Source organism: Pseudomonas peradeniyensis, assembly GCF_014268935.2.
Lineage (GTDB): Bacteria > Pseudomonadota > Gammaproteobacteria > Pseudomonadales > Pseudomonadaceae > Aquipseudomonas > Aquipseudomonas peradeniyensis.
This window is the reverse complement of record NZ_JABWRJ020000001.1, coordinates 11,309-34,093: the sequence shown is the minus strand read 5'-3', so window position 1 is coordinate 34,093 and position 22,785 is coordinate 11,309. Positions and strand designations below refer to the sequence as shown.

Annotated in this window: 4 protein-coding genes; 1 reads left to right on the top strand and 3 read right to left on the bottom strand. The window is 63.2% G+C overall.

What is annotated here, in order from left to right; genetic code table 11:
- Positions 1-231: 231 nt before the first annotated feature.
- From HU751_RS00065 to HU751_RS00055, 3 genes are read right to left on the bottom strand one after another with little or no spacing between them, the layout of a single operon-like run.
- Positions 232-1,608, bottom strand: a complete 1,377-nt coding sequence (locus HU751_RS00065; protein ID WP_186734130.1) for an HlyD family type I secretion periplasmic adaptor subunit — start codon at positions 1,606-1,608, stop codon at positions 232-234.
- Complete coding sequence (locus HU751_RS00060) at positions 1,598-3,754, bottom strand: type I secretion system permease/ATPase (RefSeq protein ID WP_186716004.1); 2,157 nt, start codon at positions 3,752-3,754, stop codon at positions 1,598-1,600. Before HU751_RS00060 ends, HU751_RS00065 begins: the two co-directional genes overlap by 11 nt.
- 45 nt (positions 3,755-3,799) lie before the next feature.
- The gene (locus HU751_RS00055; RefSeq protein ID WP_186734129.1) at positions 3,800-5,137 is read right to left on the bottom strand and encodes a TolC family outer membrane protein; all 1,338 of its coding nucleotides are present in this window, start codon (positions 5,135-5,137) and stop codon (positions 3,800-3,802) included.
- Positions 5,138-5,486: 349 nt separating this feature from the next.
- Here HU751_RS00055 and HU751_RS00050 point away from each other — a divergent pair, with 349 nt between their 5' ends.
- Positions 5,487-22,682, top strand: coding sequence for an immunoglobulin-like domain-containing protein (locus HU751_RS00050; RefSeq protein ID WP_217862528.1), 17,196 nt, complete (start codon positions 5,487-5,489; stop codon positions 22,680-22,682).
- Positions 22,683-22,785 lie beyond the last annotated feature (103 nt).

The window sequence follows — 22,785 nt, the reverse complement described above, 5'->3', positions numbered from 1 at the left end:
CCGATTGGTCGGCGGGTACGCAGTGGGGTGACTATAAAGTCATAAGAACAGGATTTTAAATACCTTTATTGCATATTCATATGAATATGCTCCGCCCTGCACCAGCCTGCAAAGCGAGGGCGTGGGAGCGGGCTTGCCCCGCGATGACGTCGGCAGCAACAACCTCGTTGCCTGGGCGAACGCCATCGCGGGGCAAGCCCGCTCCCACAGGATTACCGCCCCGTCGAGCGATCAACGCTCGCGCAAGGCTTCCGAACGGGCCTTGATGATCGGCTTGAGCAGGTAGCTCATGATGGTCTTCTTGCCGGTCATGATATCCACCGTCGCCACCATCCCCGGGATGATCAGCAGCGGCTTCTCGTCCGTGCCCAGATGGCTCTTGTCGGTACGCAGCTTGATCAGGTAGTAGGTGGTCTTCTTGTCTTCGTCGGTGATGGTGTCGGCACCGATCTGCTCGAGCTTGGCCTTCATGCCGCCGTAGATGGTGTAGTCATAGGCGGTGAACTTGACCGTGGCTTCCTGGCCCGGGTGCAGGAAGGCGATGTCCTTGGGCAGGATCTTCGCCTCGACCACCAGGGTGTCGTCCAGCGGCACGATCTCGATGATGTCGCTGCCCGGCTGGATCACCCCGCCGATGGTGTTGACCAGCAGTTGCTTGACGATGCCGCGCACCGGCGAGATGACCATGGTGCGGTGCACGCGGTCGTCCAGCGCCTTGCTGGTGGCAGTGGCCTTGTTCAGCTCGGTGCGGGCTTCGTTGAGCTGGGTCAGCGCCTCGCTGCGGAACTTGCCGCGGGTCTCCTCGATCTTGCTCTCGACCTCCTTGATCGCCGCCTCGGCACGGGGGATGGCCAGGGCGGTGGAGTCCATCTGGCCGCGGTTCTCGACCTCGGCGCGACGCAGGCGCAGCACCTCGACCTGGGAGATCGCGCCCTGGGCCACCAGCGGCTCGGACATCGCGATTTCCTGGCGCAGCAACTGCAGGCTGTTGGCATACTGGGCGCGCTTGGAGTTGAACTCGCGCAGCTCCTGCTGCTTCTGCACCAACTGCTGCTGCAGGCCGCCAAGCTCGTCCTGCAGCTGCTGGCGACGGCTCAGGTACAGCGACTGTTCGTTGGCGGCCTGGCTTGGCGCGGCCTTGCGCAGCTCTTCGTCGATCTGCAACGGCTTGTCCTCGACCTCGGCCGTCAGGCGCTGCACGCGCAGGGCCATGGCCAGACGCGAGGCCTCGGTCTCGTCGACGTTGGAGGCGAAGCGGGTTTCATCCAGGCGCAGCAGCGGCTGGCCGACCTCGACGATCTCCCCTTCCTTGGCGAAGATCTCGGCGACGATGCCGCCCTCGAGGTTCTGGATCTTCTGCACCTTGGACGACGGGATGGCCTTGCCCTCCCCGCGCGTCACCTCGTCGATGGGCGCGACGCTGGCCCAGATGATCAGGAACAGGAAGAACGCGATCACGCCCCAGATGGTCAGGCGCACCACCCGTGGCGCGTCCTCGATCAGCGCCTTGTTGACCTCGGGCAGCGGCTGGCCGGCCAGCGACTCGGAGCCCTTGAAGTAGCGGCGCAGGTTGTCCTTGAAACGCCCGATATCCAGCTTATGCAACACTGATCTGCCCCTTCTTCAGCGCATCCATGACGGCGGCTTTCGGGCCATCCGCAACAATCTGTCCACGATCGATGACGATCAACCGGTCCACCAGCGACAGCAACGACGCCCGGTGGGTGACCAGCAGCACAGTCTTGTTCTCGATCACCGCGGCCAGGCGCTGCTTGAGACGCTCCTCGCCGGTGTTGTCCATGGCGCTGGTGGGCTCGTCGAGCAGCAGGATCTGCGGGTTGAGCAGCAGCGCCCGACCCAGGGCAACGTTCTGTCGCTGGCCGCCGGAAAGGTTCTGGCCACGCTCGCCGACCTGCAGCTCGTAGCCGTCGGGGTGCAGGCGGGCGAACTCGTGCACGCCGGCCAGTTCCGCGGCCTGGAGGATCAGCTCGTCCTCGATGTAGCGGGCGCCGCTGACCAGGTTGTCACGCAGGGTGCCGGCCAGCAGCTGGATGTCCTGGGGCACGTAGCCGATGTTGTGGCGCAGTTCGCTGACGTCGATCTGGCGAATGTCCACGCCATCAACCAACAGCGAGCCGTTGTCCGGTTCGTACAGGCCGACGATCAGCTTGGCCAGGGAGCTCTTGCCCGAGCCGCTGCGGCCGATGATGCCGACCTTCTCGCCCGGGCGAATGTTCAGGTTGATGCCCTTGAGCGCCTGGTTCTGCTGGTTCGGGTAGGTGAACTCGACCCCACGGAACTCGATGGCGCCTTGCAGCACCTGGCGGCTCAGCGGACGCTCTTCGAAGTTGCGCTCCTGGGGCAGTTCCATCATCTGGTCAGTGGCGACCATGGTCACTTTGGCCTGCTGGTAGCGGGCCAGCAGGCCGTTCAGCGAGCCCAGCGGGCCAAGGGCGCGACCGCTGAGCATGTAGCAGGCCACCAGGCCGCCCATGCTCAGGTTGCCGTCGATGATCAGGTACACGCCCACGCAGATCATCGCCACGCCGGCCAGTTGCTGGATCAGCGCGGTGATGTTCATGGCCAGGCCCGACAGCACCTTCACCCGCAGCTCCAGGCGACTCAGGGTGCCGAGGGTCTGCTCCCACATGTACTGGCGCTCGCTCTCGGCGTTGTTGACCTTGACCGCATCCAGCCCGGCGAGGGTCTCGATCAGGCTCGACTGGCGCTCGGAGGCCAAGGCCATGGTGCGTTCCATGGTCGCCATCAACGGCTTCTGCAGGGCATAGCCGATACCCAGCGCCAACGGGAAGGCCAGGATCGGAATCCACACCAGGTGCCCGCCAATGATGGCAATGACCATGAGGATCAGGAACGTGAACGGCAGGTCGATCAGGCTGGTCAGGGTCAGCGAGGCAAGGAAGTCGCGCAGGCCCTGGAACTCGTGGATGTTCTGGGCAAAGCTGCCGACCCGCGCCGGACGGTACTTCATCGACATCCCGACGATGCGCTCGAACAGCGTCGCCGAGATGATCAGGTCGGTCTTCTTGCCGGCCAGGTCCAGGCACAGGCTGCGCAAGCCTTTGAGAATCAGGTCGAAGACATAGGCACCGGCAATGCCGATGGCCAGCACCCACAAGGTCGAAGTAGCTTGGTTGGGCACCACGCGGTCGTACACGTTCATCACGAACAGCGGTGCGGCCAGGGCGATCAGGTTGATCACCAGGCTGGCGGCGATGGCATCGATGTACAGCCACTTGCTGCGCAGCAGGGTGTCGCGGAACCACGAGCGCGCGCGCGGGATCAGGTTGCCGTGGTTGACGTCGAACTTGTGCTGCGGCTGGGCGAAGAACACCTTGCCGCTGTAGTCGCCCTGCAACGCCTCACGGGTGACATGCACCTCGCCGCCGTCGCTCTCGCTGAGCAGCAGGCGCGCGGTATCCTCGTTCTCCCAGCCGAGCAGGACCGCGCAGCGGCCTTCCTTGAGCAGCAGCATCGCCGGCATGGCGATGCTGGGGATCTGCTCGAGCTTACGCTGCAGCAGACGCCCCTGCAGCCCGGCCCGGGCGGCTGCGCGAGGCAGCAGCTCGGGGGTCAGGCGCTGCGAGGGCAAGGGCAGCCCGGTGGTCAGCATGGCCCGGCTGGCAGGCTTCTGGTGCAGGACACACAGGGTCAGCAGACTGTCCAGCAGCGGGTCGTCATGCTGACTGCGTGGATCGTGGCTGAGTTGGACTCGACTGACTTCGGATTCCACGCGGCGCTCTCTTCATCCTTGCGGGGGTGATTCAAGGTGCGCCTTTCAGTTCATGCCTGGCAGGTTCACCTTGGGTTTCAGGTCGTTCTGCACAACGGACGCCATCGGTGCTACGACACCCTGGCTCTTGAGCAGCTGACCAATGGTCGCCTTGATTCGATACTGAGTAAACATTTGTGTGTTCTTCACCTCTACCAGACGACGCTGGGCGGTGAAGGTTTCATTCTCGCTGTCGAGCAGGTCGAGCAAGGTACGCTCGCCCAGGCCGAACTGCTGCTGGTAGGCGCTGCGCACGCGGTTGCTGTGATCGACGTACTGCTGGGCGATCGGCACCTGGGCGTTGGCGTTCTCCAGAGCATTCCATGCCAAGCCTAACTCCTCATTGAGCTGGCGCAAGGCGTTGTTGCGAATGTCCAGGGCCTGGTTGGCCAAGTACGACTTCGATTCCAGGTCCGCCTTGTTGCTGCCACCAGCGTACAAATTGAAGTTCATGCGCAGCATGGCCTGCCATTCGTTGTTGTGGCCGACGGCGCCGTCGAGGTTGTTGTCGGCCGTTCGTCCGAGTTCAGCATCGAATCGTGGATAGAACGTAGACTTTGCGGCTTCGTATTGCTTCTCGGCGGCGGCGATGTCCGACTCGGCCGAGCGCAGGATCGGGCTTTCCTCGACCAGCTGGTGGCGGGCCTCGTCGAGGGTGGCCGGCAGCAGGTCGACAAATGGCGCGGGCGTGCTTAACTCGTCGGGCATTTGGCCGACGACGCTCAGGTAGTTGGTGTTGGCGTCGGCCAGGTTGGTCTGCTCGGTGATCAGGTTGTTGCGGGCCTGGGCCAGGCGCGCCTCGGCCTGGTCGAGGTCGGCCAGGCGGCCCACGCCACGGCTGGTGCGCAGCTTGATCTGGTCGAGGATGCGCTCGTGGTTGCGCAGGTTGTCTTCGGCCAGGCGCACCATCTCGCGGCGCGACAGCACGTCCAGGTAGACCTGGGCGACGGTCAGCGCGGTGCGCTCGGAGGTCCCCAGCAGGGAGTAGGCGCGGGCGTTGACGGTGGCCTGCTGGCGACCGACCTCGCTGGAGGTGGCGAAGCCGTCGAAGACCATCTGCCGAAGGCGGATGGCCGACTCGCCACGGTTCAGGGTCTCCCAGCGGTTGCGGGTGCTCGGGCTGTCGGTGCCCTCGCGACCATAGCCGGCGGTCACGTCGACCCGCGGCAAATAGCCGCCCTGGGCAGCGCGCAGCTGATAGTCCGCAGCCGTGCGGGCGTTCACGCCGGCCTGGATTTCCGGATGGACCTCGAGGGCCTTCTGCATGGCTTCGGGCAAGGTTTGTGCTTGAACGAAAGAGGCGGCGAGAGCGAAAGGAAGAGCGGTGAACAGTGACGCACGCATTTTTACTGGTTCCCGAGAGAGCTGTTGTCCCAAATCACAGCCGAAGCCGTGCCTGCCTTGGAAAATGGCAAACCCTGATCCTGTATGTAGGAAGCTTCCGAATAGGCAGTGCGATTAATACGAAAGAAAGGGCTTTGCTGGCCAAATATCAATGTGACATTACCTTGGCGATTGTTTAGGATGGCAGCCAGAAGGTCAATAGTTTGGCATAAACTTAATAGCCAGAAATTATAGACGTAAAATTGACGCAAATCAGCGTCAAAAACATATTTGAAACATTCCATCAGTCGCCGCCCTCGAACGCCGGCCAGGCATGGAAGCCAACTGAACAGGTAGCCCGGAGAGTCCAATGAGCACTGTTGTCGCCATCGTCAAAAGCATTGTTGGCCAAGTCATCGCAGTTTCCCCAGAAGGCATCCGGCGCGTACTGATCGAAGGCGATCGCCTGCTGGCGGGCGAACAGGTAGACACCGGCGCGGGCGGCGCGGTCACCCTGGAGCTGGCCGACGGCCGCGTGCTCGACCTCGGCCGCGACACACAGTGGAGCGCCGACGCGCCCGACAGCAGCACCGACCTGAGCCAGGCCACCGCGCAAGCCGCGCCCTCGGTCGAAGAGCTGCAACAGGCCATCGCCGCCGGTGTCGACCCGACCACCGAGCTGGAAGCCACTGCGGCGGGACCTGCCGCGGCAGGCGGCGGTTCGGTCGGCGGCGGGCACAGCTTCGTCCTGCTCGAGGAGACCGCCGGAGTGGTCGACCCGAGCATCGGCTTCCCCACCGGCCCGATAGGCTTCGCCAACGGCCTGGCGGTCGAGGAGCTGGGCGGGCTGGACGGCAACGCTGCCAGCACCAACACGACCAACGTCCCGCTCACCACAGGGCTGACCCTGAGCGCCACCCCCACGATCACCGAGGCGGGTGGCGTCATCGTCTATACCGCCACCGTCGGCCAGCCACCGCTGACCAACCTGACCGTGACCCTGTCCAACGGCGCCGTCATCGTGATCCCGGCCGGCCAGACCACCGGCACCGTCAACGTCAACATCCCGGCCAACGACACGCCCTACATCGATGGCGGCCAGATCTCCGCGACCATTACCGGCACGACTGGCGGTAACGGCCTGATCGTCACGCCGAGCACTACCCCGGCGGTGACCCAGGTCACCGACACCATCGACACCACCACCGCCACGCTCACCGCGACCCCGAGCGTGACCGAAGGTGGCGTGATCACCTACACCGTGACCTTGAACAACCCGGCGCAGACCCCGGTCACCGTCACCCTGTCCAATGGCCAGACCGTCACCATCGAGGCCGGCAAGTCGTCCGGCAGCGTCGACTTCCAGACCCCGGCCAACGACGTCTACAACAACGGCAGCACCGTCAGCACCACGATTACGGAGGCAACAGGCGGCAACTTCGAGAAACTGGAGCCGAACCCAGCACCAGCTGAAACGAAGATCAACGATTCGATCGACACCACCACCGCCACCCTGACCGCGACTCCGAGCGTGACCGAAGGCGGCGTGATCACCTATACCGTGACCCTGACCAACCCGGCCCAGACCCCGGTCACCGTTACCCTGTCCAATGGCCAGACCGTCACCATCGAGGCCGGCAAGTCGTCCGGCAGCGTCGACTTCCAGACCCCGGCCAACGACGTCTACAACAACGGCAGCACCGTCAGCACCACGATCACGGGGGCAACGGGTGGCAACTTCGAGAAACTGGAGCCGAACCCGACGCCAGCCGAGACGCTGATCAGCGACTCGATCGACACCACCACCGCCACCCTGACCGCGACCCCGAGCGTCACCGAAGGCGGCGTGATCACCTACACCGTGACCCTGACCAACCCGGCCCAGACCCCGGTCACCGTCACCCTGTCCAATGGCCAGACCGTCACCATCGAGGCCGGCAAGTCGTCCGGCAGCGTCGATTTCCAGACCCCGGCCAACGACGTCTACAACAACGGCAGCACCGTCAGCACCACGATCACGGGGGCAACGGGCGGCAACTTCGAGAAACTGGAGCCGAACCCAGCACCCGCTGAAACGAAGATCAACGACTCGATCGACACCACCACCGCCACCCTCACCGCGACCCCGAGCGTGACCGAAGGCGGCGTGATCACCTACACCGTGACCCTGACCAACCCGGCCCAGACTCCGGTCACCGTCACCCTGTCCAACGGCCAGACCATCACCGTCAAGGCCGGCGAAAGCACCGGCAGCGTCGACTTCCAGACCCCGGCCAACGATGTGTTCGTCAATGGCAGCACGGTCAGCACCAGCATCACCGGCGCCACCGGCGGCAACTTCGAGAAGCTGGAGCCCGACACCACGCCGACCCAGACCGTGATCAGCGACAGCATCGACACGGTGACCGTCAGCATCGCCAGCAATGGCAATGTCACCGAGGCCGAACAGCCGACCTTCACCGTGTCGGTCAGCCAGAAGCTCGATCATGACCTGACCGTGACCCTGTCCAATGGCGCCACCGTGGTCATCAGCGCCGGCCAGACCCAGGCCACCTACAGCCTGCCCGCCCAGGGCGACGACGTGTTCAAGGACGCCAGCTCGGTGACCCTTGGCGTGACCGATGCCAGCGTGGCGGGCAAGACCTTCGAGAACCTGCAACTGGGTGGCGATGCCACCGTGCAGATCACCGACACCGTCAGCGAAGTGGTCGCGACCCTCACCGCCGACAAGACCACTGTGTCCGAAGGCGGTCAGATCACCTACACCGTGACCTTGACCAACGCCCAAGGCCTGTCGGTCACTGGCCACAATGGCCTGACCTTCACCTTGACCGACGGCACCAAGGTCACCATTCCAGCCGGCAGCGCCAGCGGCACCTTCACCATCACAGCTCCGGACGATGTGTTCGTCGGTGGCCAGCCGAGCATCGTCAACAAGATCGAGTCGGTTGCCGGTGGCGATAACTTCGAGAAGCTGGCCCTCGGCGACAACACCGTCACCACGACCGTGACCGATGAACCGGGTACTGGTACCCCAGGCACCGACAACCAGGGCGACAAAGTCACCGTTACCATCGTCGGCAAAGGCGATGTCACCGAAGACCAACAGCCAGCCTTCACCGTCAAGGTCAGCCAGAAGCTGGACCATGACCTGACCGTGACCCTGTCGAACGGCGACAAAGTCGTTATTCCGGCCGGTCAGACCGAAGCCGAGTACAAAGCCAAAGCTCAAGGCGATGACGTCTTCAAAGACGGCGATACCTTGACCGTCGGCATCACCGATGCCACCGTCGACGGCAAGGCCTTCGAAAATCTGGAGCTGGGTGGCAACGCCTCGGTGCAGATCACCGACACCGTCAGTGAAGTCGTCGCGACCCTCACCGCCGACAAGACCACTGTGTCCGAAGGTGGCCAGATCACCTACACCGTCACCCTGACCAACGCCCAAGGTCTGCCGGTCAACGGCCACAACGGCCTGACCTTCACCCTCACCGACGGCACCAAGGTCACCATCCCAGCCGGCAGCGCCAGCGGCACTTTCACCATCACCGCACCGGACGATGTGTTCGTGGGCGGCCAGCCGAGCATCGTCAACAAGATCGAATCGGTTGCCGGTGGCGATAACTTCGAGAAGCTGACCCTTGGCGACAACTCGGTCACCACAAACGTGACTGACGAGCCGGGTACCGGTACTCCAGGCACTGACAACCAGGGCGACAAGGTCACCGTCACCATCGTCGGCAAAGGCGATGTCACCGAAGACCAGCAGCCGGCCTTCACCGTCAAGGTCAGCCAGAAGCTGGACCACGACCTGACCGTGACCCTGTCGAACGGCGACAAAGTCGTTATTCCGGCCGGTCAGACCGAGGCCGAGTACAAGGCGAAAGCCCAAGGCGATGACGTCTTCAAGGACGGCGATACCTTGACCGTTGGCATCACCGATGCCGCTGTCGATGGCAAGGCCTTCGAGAACCTGGAGCTGGGCGGCAACGCCTCGGTTCAGATCACCGACACCGTCAGTGAAGTCGTTGCGACCCTGACTGCCGACAAGACTACCGTCACCGAAGGTGGCCAGATCACCTACACCGTGACCCTGACCAATGCCCAAGGTCTGCCGGTCAACGGCCACAATGGCCTGACCTTCACCTTGACCGACGGCACCAAGGTCACCATTCCAGCCGGCAGCGCCAGTGGCACCTTCACCATTACCGCACCGGATGACGTGTTCGTTGGTGGTCAACCGACCATTACCAACAAACTGGAAAGCGTGACCGGCGCCGACAACTTCGAAAAACTGACCCTGGATCAGGACGAAGTGAAGACCTCCGTCACTGACGAACCGGGCACCGGCACTCCGGGCACCGACAACCAGGGCGACAAGGTCACCGTCACCATCGTCGGCAAAGGTGATGTGACCGAAGACCAGCAACCGGCCTTCACCGTAAAGGTCAGCCAGAAGCTCGACCACGACCTCACCGTCACCCTGTCCAACGGCGACAAGGTGGTGATCCAGGCCGGCCAGACCGAAGCCGAGTACAAGGCGAAAGCCCAAGGTGATGACGTCTTCAAGGACGGTGACACTCTGACTGTCGGCATCACCGATGCTGCCGTTGACGGCAAGGCCTTCGAAAATCTGGAGCTGGGTGGCAACGCTTCTGTCCAGATCACCGACACCGTCAGTGAAGTCGTTGCGACCCTCACTGCCGACAAGACTACCGTCACCGAAGGCGGCCAGATCACCTACACCGTGACCCTGACCAACGCCCAAGGTCTGCCGGTCAACGGCCACAACGGCCTGACCTTCACCCTCACCGACGGCACCAAGGTCACCATCCCGGCCGGTAGCGCCAGCGGTACCTTCACCATCACCGCCCCTGACGACGTATTCGTCGGCGGCCAACCGAGCATCGTCAACAAGATCGAATCGGTTGCCGGTGGCGACAACTTCGAGAAGCTGACCCTCGGCGACAACACGATCACCACGGCCGTGACCGATGAGCCAGGCACTGGAACTCCAGGTACTGACAACCAGGGCGACAAGGTCACCGTCACCATCGTTGGCAAAGGCGATGTCACCGAAGACCAGCAGCCGGCCTTCACCGTCAAGGTCAGCCAGAAACTCGACCACGACCTGACCGTGACCCTGTCGAACGGCGACAAAGTCGTCATTCCAGCCGGCCAGACCGAAGCCGAATATAAAGCCAAGGCCCAAGGCGATGACGTCTTCAAGGACGGCGACACCCTGACCGTCGGCATCACCGATGCCGCCGTTGACGGTAAGGCCTTCGAAAATCTGGAACTGGGTGGCAATGCCTCCGTCCAGATCACCGACACCGTCAGCGAGGTGGTTGCGACTCTCACCGCAGACAAGACCACTGTGTCCGAAGGCGGTCAGATCACCTACACCGTGACCTTGACCAACGCCCAAGGCCTGTCGGTCACTGGCCACAATGGCCTGACCTTCACCTTGACCGACGGCACCAAGGTCACCATTCCAGCCGGCAGTGCCAGCGGTACCTTCACCATTACCGCACCGGACGATGTGTTCGTGGGTGGCCAGCCTTCGATCGTCAACAAGATTGAATCGGTTGCCGGTGGCGATAACTTCGAGAAGCTGACCCTCGGCGACAACACGATCACTACGACCGTGACCGATGAGCCGGGCACTGGCACGCCAGGTACCGACAACCAAGGCGACAAAGTCACCGTTACCATCGTCGGCAAAGGCGATGTCACCGAAGACCAACAGCCAGCCTTCACCGTCAAGGTCAGCCAGAAGCTCGACCATGACCTGACCGTGACCCTGTCGAACGGCGACAAAGTCGTCATTCCAGCCGGTCAGACCGAAGCCGAGTACAAAGCCAAGGCCCAAGGCGATGACGTCTTCAAAGACGGCGATACCCTGACCGTCGGCATCACCGATGCCGCCGTTGATGGCAAGGCCTTCGAGAATCTGGAGCTGGGCGGCAACGCTTCGGTCCAGATCACCGATACCGTCAGTGAAGTGGTCGCAACCCTGACCGCCGACAAGACCACCGTCACCGAAGGCGGCCAGATCACCTATACCGTGACCCTGACCAACGCCCAGGGTCTGCCGGTCAACGGCCACAATGGCCTGACCTTCACCCTGACCGATGGCACCAAGGTCACCATTCCTGCCGGTAGCGCCAGCGGTACCTTTACCATCACCGCCCCTGACGATGTATTCGTCGGCGGCCAGCCTTCGATCGTCAACAAGATCGAAGGCGTCAGCGGGGCAGACAACTTCGAGAAGCTGACCCTCGGCGACAACACGATCACCACAGCCGTGACCGACGAGCCGGGCACTGGCACACCAGGTACCGACAACCAGGGTGACAAGGTCACCGTCACCATCGTCGGCAAGGGCGATGTCACCGAAGACCAGCAACCGGCCTTCACCGTCAAGGTCAGCCAGAAACTGGACCACGACCTGACCGTCACCCTGTCCAACGGTGACAAGGTGATCATCCCAGCCGGCCAGACCGAAGCCGAATACAAAGCGAAAGCCCAAGGCGATGACGTCTTCAAGGACGGCGACACCCTGACCGTCGGCATCACCGATGCCGCCGTTGACGGTAAGGCCTTCGAAAATCTGGAACTGGGTGGCAATGCCTCCGTCCAGATCACCGACACCGTCAGCGAGGTGGTTGCGACTCTCACCGCCGACAAGACCACCGTCACCGAAGGCGGCCAGATCACCTACACCGTGACCCTGACCAACGCCCAAGGCCTGTCGGTCACCGGCCACAACGGCCTGACCTTCACCCTCACCGACGGCACCAAGGTCACCATCCCGGCCGGTAGCGCCAGCGGTACCTTCACCATCACCGCCCCTGACGACGTATTCGTCGGAGGCCAGCCGAGCATCGTCAACAAGATCGAGTCGGTTACCGGTGGCGACAACTTCGAGAAGCTGACCCTCGGCGACAACACGATCACCACGACCGTGACCGACGAGCCGGGCACTGGCACGCCAGGTACCGACAACCAGGGTGACAAGGTCACCGTCACCATCGTTGGCAAGGGCGATGTCACCGAAGACCAGCAGCCGGCCTTCACCGTCAAGGTCAGCCAGAAGCTGGACCACGACCTGACCGTGACCCTGTCGAACGGCGACAAAGTCGTTATTCCGGCCGGTCAGACCGAGGCCGAGTACAAGGCGAAAGCCCAAGGCGATGACGTCTTCAAGGACGGCGATACCTTGACCGTTGGCATCACCGATGCCGCTGTCGATGGCAAGGCCTTCGAAAATCTGGAACTGGGTGGCAATGCCTCCGTCCAGATCACCGACACCGTCAGCGAGGTGGTTGCGACTCTCACCGCCGACAAGACCACCGTCACCGAAGGCGGCCAGATCACCTACACCGTGACCCTGACCAACGCCCAGGGTCTGCCGGTCAATGGCCACAATGGCCTGACCTTCACCCTGACCGACGGCACCAAGGTCACCGTTCCGGCCGGCAGCGCCAGCGGTACCTTCACCATCACCGCCCCGAGCGACGTATTCGTCGGCGGCCAGCCCTCGATCGTGAACAAGCTTGAAGGTGTCAGCGGCGCGGACAACTTCGAGAAGCTGACGCTCGGCAAGGAAACGCTCACCACCACCGTCACTGATGATCCGGATACCGGCAACAAGGTGTCCGTCACCATCGTCAGCAACGGCGATGTCACCGAGGACCTGCAGCCGTCCTTTACCGTCAAGGTCAACCAGAAGCTGGACCAGGACCTGACCGTCACCCTGAGCAACGGCGCCAAGGTGGTGATTCCGGCTGGCCAGACCCAGGTCGAGTACAAGGCGGATGCCCAGGGCGATGACGTCTTCAAGGATGGCAGCTCGCTGACCGTCGGCATCACTGATGCAGTCGTTGACGGCAAGACCTTCGAGAATCTGGAACTGGGCGGCAACGCCACCGTGCAGATCACCGACACCGTCAGTGAGGTCGTCGCGACCCTCACTGCCGACAAGACCACCGTGTCCGAAGGCGGCCAGATCACTTACACCGTCACCCTGACCAACGCCCAGGGTCTGCCGGTCAACGGCCATAACGGCCTGACCTTCACCCTGACCGACGGCACCAAGGTCACCATTCCGGCCGGCAGTGCCAGCGGTACCTTTACCATCACTGCTGCGGACGACGTGTTCGTCGGCGGCCAGCCTTCGATCGTCAACAAGATCGAAAGCGTCACCGGCGGGGACAACTTCGAGAAGCTGACCCTCGGCGACAACACGATCACCACGACTGTGACCGACGAGCCGGGCACTGGTACCCCAGGCACCGACAACCAGGGCGACAAAGTCACCGTTACCATCGTCGGCAAAGGCGATGTCACCGAAGACCAGCAGCCGGCCTTCACCGTCAAGGTCAGCCAGAAGCTGGACCACGACCTGACCGTGACCCTGTCGAACGGCGACAAAGTCGTTATTCCGGCCGGTCAGACCGAGGCCGAGTACAAGGCGAAAGCCCAAGGCGATGACGTCTTCAAGGACGGCGATACCTTGACCGTTGGCATCACCGATGCCGCTGTCGATGGCAAGGCCTTCGAGAACCTGGAGCTGGGCGGCAACGCCTCGGTTCAGATCACCGACACCGTCAGTGAAGTCGTTGCGACCCTGACTGCCGACAAGACTACCGTCACCGAAGGTGGCCAGATCACCTACACCGTGACCCTGACCAATGCCCAAGGTCTGCCGGTCAACGGCCACAATGGCCTGACCTTCACCCTGACCGATGGCACCAAGGTCACCATCCCAGCCGGTAGCGCCAGCGGCACCTTCACCATCACCGCGCCGGACGACGTGTTCGTGGGCGGCCAGCCGAGCATCGTCAACAAGATCGAGTCGGTTGCCGGTGGCGATAACTTCGAGAAGCTGACCCTCGGCGACAACACCGTCACCACGACCGTGACCGATGAACCGGGTACTGGTACCCCAGGCACCGACAACCAGGGTGACAAGGTCACCGTCACCATCGTCGGCAAGGGCGATGTCACCGAAGACCAGCAGCCGGCCTTCACCGTCAAGGTCAGCCAGAAGCTCGACCATGACCTGACTGTCACTCTGTCCAATGGCGACAAGGTCGTAATTCCGGCCGGCCAGACCGAGGCTGAGTACAAGGCCAAGGCCCAGGGCGACGACGTCTTCAAGGACGGCGACACCCTGACCGTCGGCATCACCGATGCCGCCGTTGATGGCAAGACCTTCGAGAATCTGGAACTGGGCGGCAACGCCTCGGTCCAGATCACCGATACTGTCAGTGAAGTCGTGGCCACCCTGTCCGCCGACAAGACCACCGTCACCGAAGGCGGCCAGATCACCTATACCGTCACCCTGACCAACGCTCAGGGTCTGCCGGTGAATGGCCATAACGGCCTGACCTTCACCCTCACCGACGGCACCAAGGTCACCATTCCGGCCGGCAGTGCCAGCGGCACCTTCACCATCACCGCCCCTGACGACGTATTCGTCGGCGGCCAGCCTTCGATCGTCAACAAGATCGAAGGCGTCAGCGGCGCGGACAACTTCGAGAAGCTCACGCTGGGTGACAACACCGTCACCACGAGTGTGACTGACGAGCCTGGCACCGGTACTCCAGGTACCGACAACCAGGGCGACAAGGTCACCGTCACCATCGTCGGCAAAGGTGATGTCACCGAAGACCAGCAGCCGGCCTTCACCGTCAAGGTCAGCCAGAAGCTGGACCACGACCTGACCGTCACCCTGTCCAACGGTGACAAGGTGATCATCCCAGCCGGCCAGACCGAAGCCGAGTACAAGGCCAAGGCCCAAGGCGATGACGTCTTCAAGGACGGCGATACCCTGACCGTCGGCATCACCGATGCTGCCGTTGACGGCAAGTCCTTCGAGAACCTGGAGCTGGGCGGCAACGCCTCGGTTCAGATCACCGACACCGTCAGTGAAGTGGTCGCGACCCTGACTGCCGACAAGACCACCGTCACCGAAGGCGGTCAGATCACCTACACCGTGACGCTGACCAACGCCCAAGGCCTGCCGGTCAATGGCCACACTGGCCTGACCTTCACCCTGACCGATGGCACCAAGGTCACCATCCCTGCAGGCAGTGCCAGCGGCACCTTCACCATCACCGCTCCGGACGACGTATTCGTCGGCGGCCAGCCTTCGATCGTCAACAAGATCGAATCGGTTGCCGGTGGCGACAACTTCGAGAAGCTGACCCTCGGTGACAACACCGTCACCACGAGCGTGACCGATGAACCGGGTACCGGCACCCCAGGCACTGACAACCAGGGCGACAAGGTCTCCGTTACCATCGTCGGCAACGGCAACGTCACCGAAGACCAGCAGCCGTCGTTCACCGTCAAGGTCAGCCAGAAACTTGGCCAGGACCTGACCGTCACCCTGAGCAATGGCGACAAGGTGGTGATCCCGGCCGGCCAGACCCAGGTCGAATACAAGGCCGCTGCCCAAGGCGACGACGTGTTCAAGGATGGCAGCTCGCTGACCGTCGGCATCACCGATGCCGCAGTCACCGGCAAGACCTTCGAGAACCTCGAGCTGGGTGGCAACGCCACCGTGCAGATCACCGACACCATCAGTGAAGTGGTCGCCACCCTGTCCGCCGACAAGACCACCGTGTCCGAAGGCGGCCAGATCACCTACACCGTGACCCTGACCAACGCCCAGGGCCTGTCGGTCACCGGCCACAACGGCCTGACCTTTACCCTCAGCGACGGCACCAAGGTCACCATCCCGGCCGGCAGCGCCAGCGGTACCGCCATCATCACGGCGCCTGACGACGTCTTCGTCGGCGGCCAGGCCACCATCAGCAACAAGATCACCGGCGTCACCGGTGCCGACAACTTCGAGAAACTGACCCTGGGTCAGAACGAAGTGCAGACTTCCGTGACCGACGAGCCGGGCACCGGAACTCCAGGCACCGACAACCAGGGCGACAAGGTGTCCGTCACCATCGTCGGCAACGGCAACGTCACCGAAGACCAGCAGCCGTCGTTCACCGTCAAGGTCAGCCAGAAACTTGGCTACGACCTGACCGTCACCCTGTCCAACGGCGACAAGGTGGTGATCCCGGCAGGTCAGACCCAGACCGAGTACAAGGCCGCCGCACAGGGCGACGACGTGTTCAAGGACGGCAGCTCGCTGACCGTCGGTATCACCGATGCCACGGTTCCGGGCCATACCTTCGAGAACCTCGAGCTGGGTGGCAACGCCACCGTGCAAATCACCGACACCATCAGTGAAGTCGTGGCCACCTTGTCCGCCGACAAGACCACCGTTTCCGAGGGCGGCCAGATCACCTACACCGTGACCCTGAGCAACGCCCAGGGTCTGTCGGTCACCGGCCACAACGGCCTGACCTTCACCCTGACCGACGGCACCAAGGTCACCATTCCGGCGGGCAGCGCCACCGGCACCTTCACCATCAATGCTCCAGACGATGTATTCGTCGGTGGTCAGCCGACCATCAGCAACAAGATCACTGGCGTCACCGGCGCAGACAACTTCGAGAAACTGACCCTGGGTCAGAACGAAGTGAAGACTACCGTCACCGACGAGCCAGGTTCGGGCACCCCGGGCACCGGCAACCAGGGCGACAAGGTCTCGGTCACCATCGTCGGCAATGGCGATGTCAACGAAGCCCAGCAGCCGTCGTTCACCGTCAAGGTCAGCCAGAAGCTCGACCAGGACCTGACAGTGACCCTGAGCAACGGTGCCAAGGTAATCATCCCGGCCGGCCAGACCCAGGTCGAGTACAAGGCCGCCGCCCAGGGCGACGACGTGTTCAAGGACGGCAGCTCGCTGACCGTAGGCGTCACCGACGCCACCGTCACCGGCAAGACCTTCGAGAACCTCGAGCTGGGCGGCAACGCCACCGTGCAGATCACCGACACCATCAGTGAAGTCGTGGCCACCTTGTCCGCCGACAAGACCACCGTCACCGAAGGTGGCCAGGTCACCTACACCGTGACCCTGACCAACGCCCAGGGCCTGTCGGTCACCGGTCATAACGGCCTGACCTTCACCCTGTCCGACGGCACCAAGGTCACCATCCCGGCCGGCAGCGCCACTGGCACCGCCACCATCAACGCGCCGGACGACGTGTTCGTCGGCGGCCAGGCCACCATCAGCAACAAGATCACCGGCGTCACCGGTGCCGACAACTTCGAGAAACTGACCCTGGGTCAGAACGAAGTGAAGACCTCGGTTACTGACGAACCGGGCTCGGGCACTCCAGGCACCGACAACCAGGGCGACAAGGTTTCGGTCACCATCGTCGGCAACGGCGATGTCAACGAAGCCCAGCAGCCGTCGTTCACCGTCAAGGTCAGCCAGAAGCTCGACCAGGACCTCACCGTCACTCTGAGCAATGGCGCCAAGGTGGTGATCCCGGCCGGCCAGACCCAGGTCGAGTACAAGGCGCCGGTCCAGGGCGACGACGTGTTCAAGGACGGCGGCCCGCTCACCGTCGGCATCACCGATGCCAGCGTGGTCGGCAAGACCTTCGAGAACCTCGAGCTCGGCGGTTCGGCCACCGTGCAGATCAGCGATACTGTCAGCGAAGTGGTCGCGACCCTGTCCGCCGACAAGACCACGGTTGCCGAGGGTGGCCAGTTCACCTACACCCTGACCCTGACCAACGCCCAGGGCCTGTCGGTCACCGGCCACAACGGCCTGACCTTCACCCTGACCGACGGCACCAAGGTCACCATCCCGGCCGGCAGCGCCACTGGTACGGTCACCATCACCGCCAAGGACGACGTGTTCGTCGGCGGCCAGCCGAGCATCGTCAACAAGATCGAGTCCGTCACCGGTGGCGGCAACTTCGAGAAGCTGACTCTCGGCAACAACACACTGACCACCACGGTGACCGACGAACCAGGTTCGGGTACCCCAGGTACCGGCAACCAGGGCGACAAGGTCTCGGTCACCATCGTCGGCAATGGCGATGTCAACGAAGCCCAGCAGCCATCGTTCACCGTCAAGGTCAGCCAGAAGCTCGACCAGGACCTGACCGTGACCCTGAGCAACGGTGCCAAGGTAATCATTCCGGCTGGCCAGACCCAAGTCGAGTACAAGGCCGCGGCCCAAGGCGATGATGTGTTCAAGGACGGCAGCTCGCTGACCGTAGGCGTCACCGACGCCACGGTCACCGGCAAGACCTTCGAGAACCTCGAACTCGGCGGCAGCGCCACCGTGCAGATCACCGACACCATCAGTGAAGTCGTGGCCACCTTGTCCGCCGACAAGACCACCGTTTCCGAGGGTGGCCAGATCACCTACACCGTGACCCTGACCAACGCCCAGGGCCTGTCGGTCACTGGCCACAACGGCCTGACCTTCACCCTGACCGACGGCACCAAGGTCACCATTCCGGCGGGCAGCGCCACCGGCACCTTCACCATCACCGCTGCGGACGATGTGTTCGTCGGTGGCCAGCCGACCATCAGCAACAAGATCACCGGCGTCACCGGCGGCGACAACTTCGAAAAACTGACCCTGGGTCAGAACGAAGTGAAGACTACCGTCACCGACGAGCCAGGTTCGGGCACCCCGGGCACCGGCAACCAGGGCGACAAGGTCTCGGTCACCATTGTCAGCAACGGCAACGTCACCGAAGACCAGCAGCCATCGTTCACCGTCAAGGTCAGCCAGAAACTGGCGCAGGACCTGACCGTGACCCTGAGCAACGGTGCCAAGGTGATCATCCCGGCCGGCCAGACCCAGGTCGAGTACAAGGCCGCCGCCCAAGGCGACGACGTGTTCAAGGATGGCAGCTCGCTGACCGTCGGCATCACCGATGCCGCGGTCACCGGCAAGACCTTCGAGAACCTCGAGCTCGGCGGCAACGCCACCGTGCAGATCACCGACACCATCAGTGAAGTCGTGGCCACCCTGTCCGCCGACAAGACCACCGTCAGCGAAGGCGGCCAGGTCACCTACACCGTGACCCTGACCAACGCCCAGGGCCTGTCGGTCACCGGCCACAACGGCCTGACCTTCACCCTGACCGATGGCACCAAGGTCAGCATTCCGGCAGGCAGCGCCAGCGGCACCTTCACCATCACCGCCAAGGACGACCCGTACGTCGGTGGCCAGCCGAACATCGTCAACAAGATCGAATCGGTCGCCGGTGGCGACAACTTCGAGAAGCTGACCCTGGGCAGCAACACCGTCACCACCAGCGTCACCGACGAGCCGAGCGGCCAGGGCGACCTGACCACCGTCGGCATCAGCGGCGACACCTCGGTGACCGAAGGCGATACCGCCCACTACAACCTGACCCTGAGCAACCCGTCGAAGTCCGAGGTGACCATCACCCTGACCTACAGCGGCACCGCCACCGACGGCCAGGACTTCACCGGTGTGGTCACCGTGAAGATCCCGGCGGGCAGCAGCGGCACCACCTTCGACATCAAGACCATCGACGACAAGCTGGTCGAAGGTTCGGAGAACTTCACGGTCAAGATCACCGGCGCCACCGGCGGCGGCTTCGAGAACCTGCAGGTCGACGCCGGCAAGTCCAGCGTCACCACCACCATCATCGACAACGACCACGCGCCGGTGTCGACCGGTGGCGCCGTGACCGGCAGCGAAGATACCGACTACGTGTTCAAGTGGGGCGACTTCAACGTCAGCGACGCCGATGGCAACACCGGCCTGTCGGTGACCATCAGCAAGCTGCCGGACCTGGGCAGCCTGAAGTTCTTCAACGGCACCTCGTGGGTCGATGTGTCGCTGAACCAGAACATCAGCCAGGCCGACATCGCCGCCGGCAAGCTCAAGTTCGTGCCACTGGCCAACCAGTCCGGTGTCGACGGCTATGGCGGCAGTGGCGTGGGCAACAAGCAGGCCGACTACGCGCAGATCAAGTACAAGCCCAACGACGGCACCAACGCCGGTAGCGAAGTGACCATGAAGGTCGATATCGCGCCGGTGGCCGACAAGCCTGACCTGAACATCGGCAACAACAACGTCAACTCCATCGGCCTGCTCAAGGAAACCTGGAACAGCCTCACAGGCCTTGGCAGCGGTGGTAACGGCATCACCGGCGATGCGCTGAAGAACGTCTTCGCCAACTCCGGCAATGCCAGCAAGAGCGAAACCGTCACCGGTGTCGACACGGTCGCCACCGTGACCCCGGGCACGGGTTCGAAGACCTCCGGCCTGATCTACCTGGAAGCCGGCAAGACCTATTCGTTCAGTGGCACCGCCGATGACAGCCTGCAGATCGTCGTGGGCGGCAAGAACGTCGCCAGCGGTACCTGGGGCAACAGCAGCGGCGCCATCTCCGGCAGCTTCACCCCGACCACCAGCGGCTACTACACCCTGGAGATCTACAACGCCAACCAGTCCGGCCCCGGCAGCCTGGACGTCAACATCAAGGTGGGCAACGGCGCGGTCACCGACCTCAACAGCTCGAACATCCCGATGTACCCGAGCGTCAAGGACCTGACCAACGCCGGCGTGACCGTCGGCGACCTGCACGGCAGCAACAACCAGGGCTACTACGACGGCTACAAGCTCAACGAAGGCGGCGAGAACGGCGCCCCGGTCAAGCTGGTGGGCATCAGCACCAACCTGACCGACACCGATGGCTCCGAGTCCCTGAGCGTCAAGCTCAGCGGCATCCCGGCAGGCTCGGTGCTGGCTGACAACGCCGGCCACACCATCACCGTCGGCAAGGACGCGGTGGACGTCACCGGCTGGAACCTGGGCAGCCTGACCATCAAGCCACCGGCCTACTACGCCGGCCAGTTCGACGTGAAGGTCAGCTCGACCTCCACCGAGAGCGTCGGCGGTAGCACCGCGACCAGCGAAGGCACCATCAAGGTCACGGTCTACCCGCAGTCCTACACCACCAGCAACCTGTCCTCGGACAGCGACAACATCACCGGCACCGACGGCAACGATGTGGTGGTGGCTGACGTCACCGGCCTGCACGTGGTACCGGGCCAGGACTACAACCTCGCCTTCATCGTCGACACCTCGGGCAGCATGGGCTCGTCCGGCGTGGATGCGGCGAAGAAGTCCCTGGAATCGGTGTTCAAGACCCTGGCCGCCAGCGTCAAGGGCGACCAGTCGGGTACCGTGAACATTCTCCTGGTGGACTTCGCCACCCAGGTCAAGAGCAGCGTTGCGGTGACCCTGAACGATGCCGGCCTGCAGCAATTGCTCAACGCCCTGAACAACCTGCGGGCAGACGGCGGCACCAACTACGAGGACGCCTTCAAGACCACCGCCAACTGGTTCCAGAACCTCAAGGATGGTGGCAATACCGGCAGCAACCAGACGTTCTTCATCACCGATGGCAAGCCGACCTACTACCAGGCCAACGAGAACCCCAACCCGACCCTGGGGACCTCGGGCATCACCCTGGACACCTTCCTGGCCTCGATCAACTACAAGCCAGGCATGGCGTTCAACGACTACATCGACAGCAGCAGGACCAACTACGTCAGCATCGACAACGCCGGCAACCTGCAGGTGCAGTACATCAGCGGCAGGAACTGGAAGTACGGCGTCTCCGGCGAGCTGCACGCCGAAGGCAACGGCACCTACGAACTGTCTTCGCGTGGTGGCCTGGGCTACGACACCAACAGCACCACCACGAGCAACTCGCAGGACAGCTTCAAGCTGCTCTCGGGCCTGTCCGAGGTCGAGGCCATCGGCCTCAACAATGGCGTCAACACCAACGACCTGAAACCGTACGACACCGACGGCAAGCCGCAGACCAACATCGACCCGAGCAAGCTGGCCGAGGCCATCCTCGGCCATACCGAAGTCACCCAGCCGGGCAACGACACGGTCAACGGCGGCGACGGCAACGACATCATCTTCGGCGACCTGATGGTCTTCGACGGTGTTGCCGGCACTGGTGTCGAGGCGATCCGCGGCTATGTCGCCGACAAGCTGGGCGTCGACGCGGGCAGCGTGGACGCACGGGCGATGCACAAGTACATCACCGAGAACTACGCCGAGTTCGATGTCTCGCGCAGCAACGACGGCGCCGATACCCTGCTGGGCGGCAACGGCAACGACATCATCTTCGGCCAGGGTGGCAACGACTACATCGACGGCGGCAAGGGCAACGACATCCTGCTCGGCGGCACCGGCAACGACACCTTGCTCGGCGGCGAAGGCAACGACATCCTGTTCGGCGGTGCCGGCAATGACATCCTCATCGGCGGCAAGGGTGACGACATCATGACCGGTGGCAGCGGCGCCGACACCTTCGTGTGGAAGGCCGGCGACCTGGGCAAGGACGTGATCAAGGACTTCAAGGCCAGCGAGGGTGACCGCCTCGACCTGAGCGACCTGCTCCAGGGCGAGAAGGCCAGCACCATCGACAACTTCCTGAAGATAACCACGGTCAATGGCGAGTCGACCCTGCAGGTCAGTACCGAAGGCAAGCTCAACGCCGCCGGTGGCCTGGCCAACGCCGACGTGACCATCAAGCTCGAGGGCGTGAACTGGTCCAACACCACGATCAACTCGTTGATCAGCGGTGCCGACCCGACCATCAAGATCGACAACTCCAACAGCTGATCCCTCACCCCCAACCTCGGCCCGCAAGGGCCGGCGTCGGGGGCGCGGGCTTTTCCAGCCATCCCTTCACGCGCATACTCGTGCACCGGGCTTACATGCCCGG

Coding starts and splice junctions, on each gene's coding strand:
- HU751_RS00055 (WP_186734129.1), bottom strand. CDS start 5,137: ATGCGTGCGTCACTGTTCACCGCTCTTCCTTTCGCTCTCGCCGCCTCT.
- HU751_RS00050 (WP_217862528.1), top strand. CDS start 5,487: ATGAGCACTGTTGTCGCCATCGTCAAAAGCATTGTTGGCCAAGTCATC.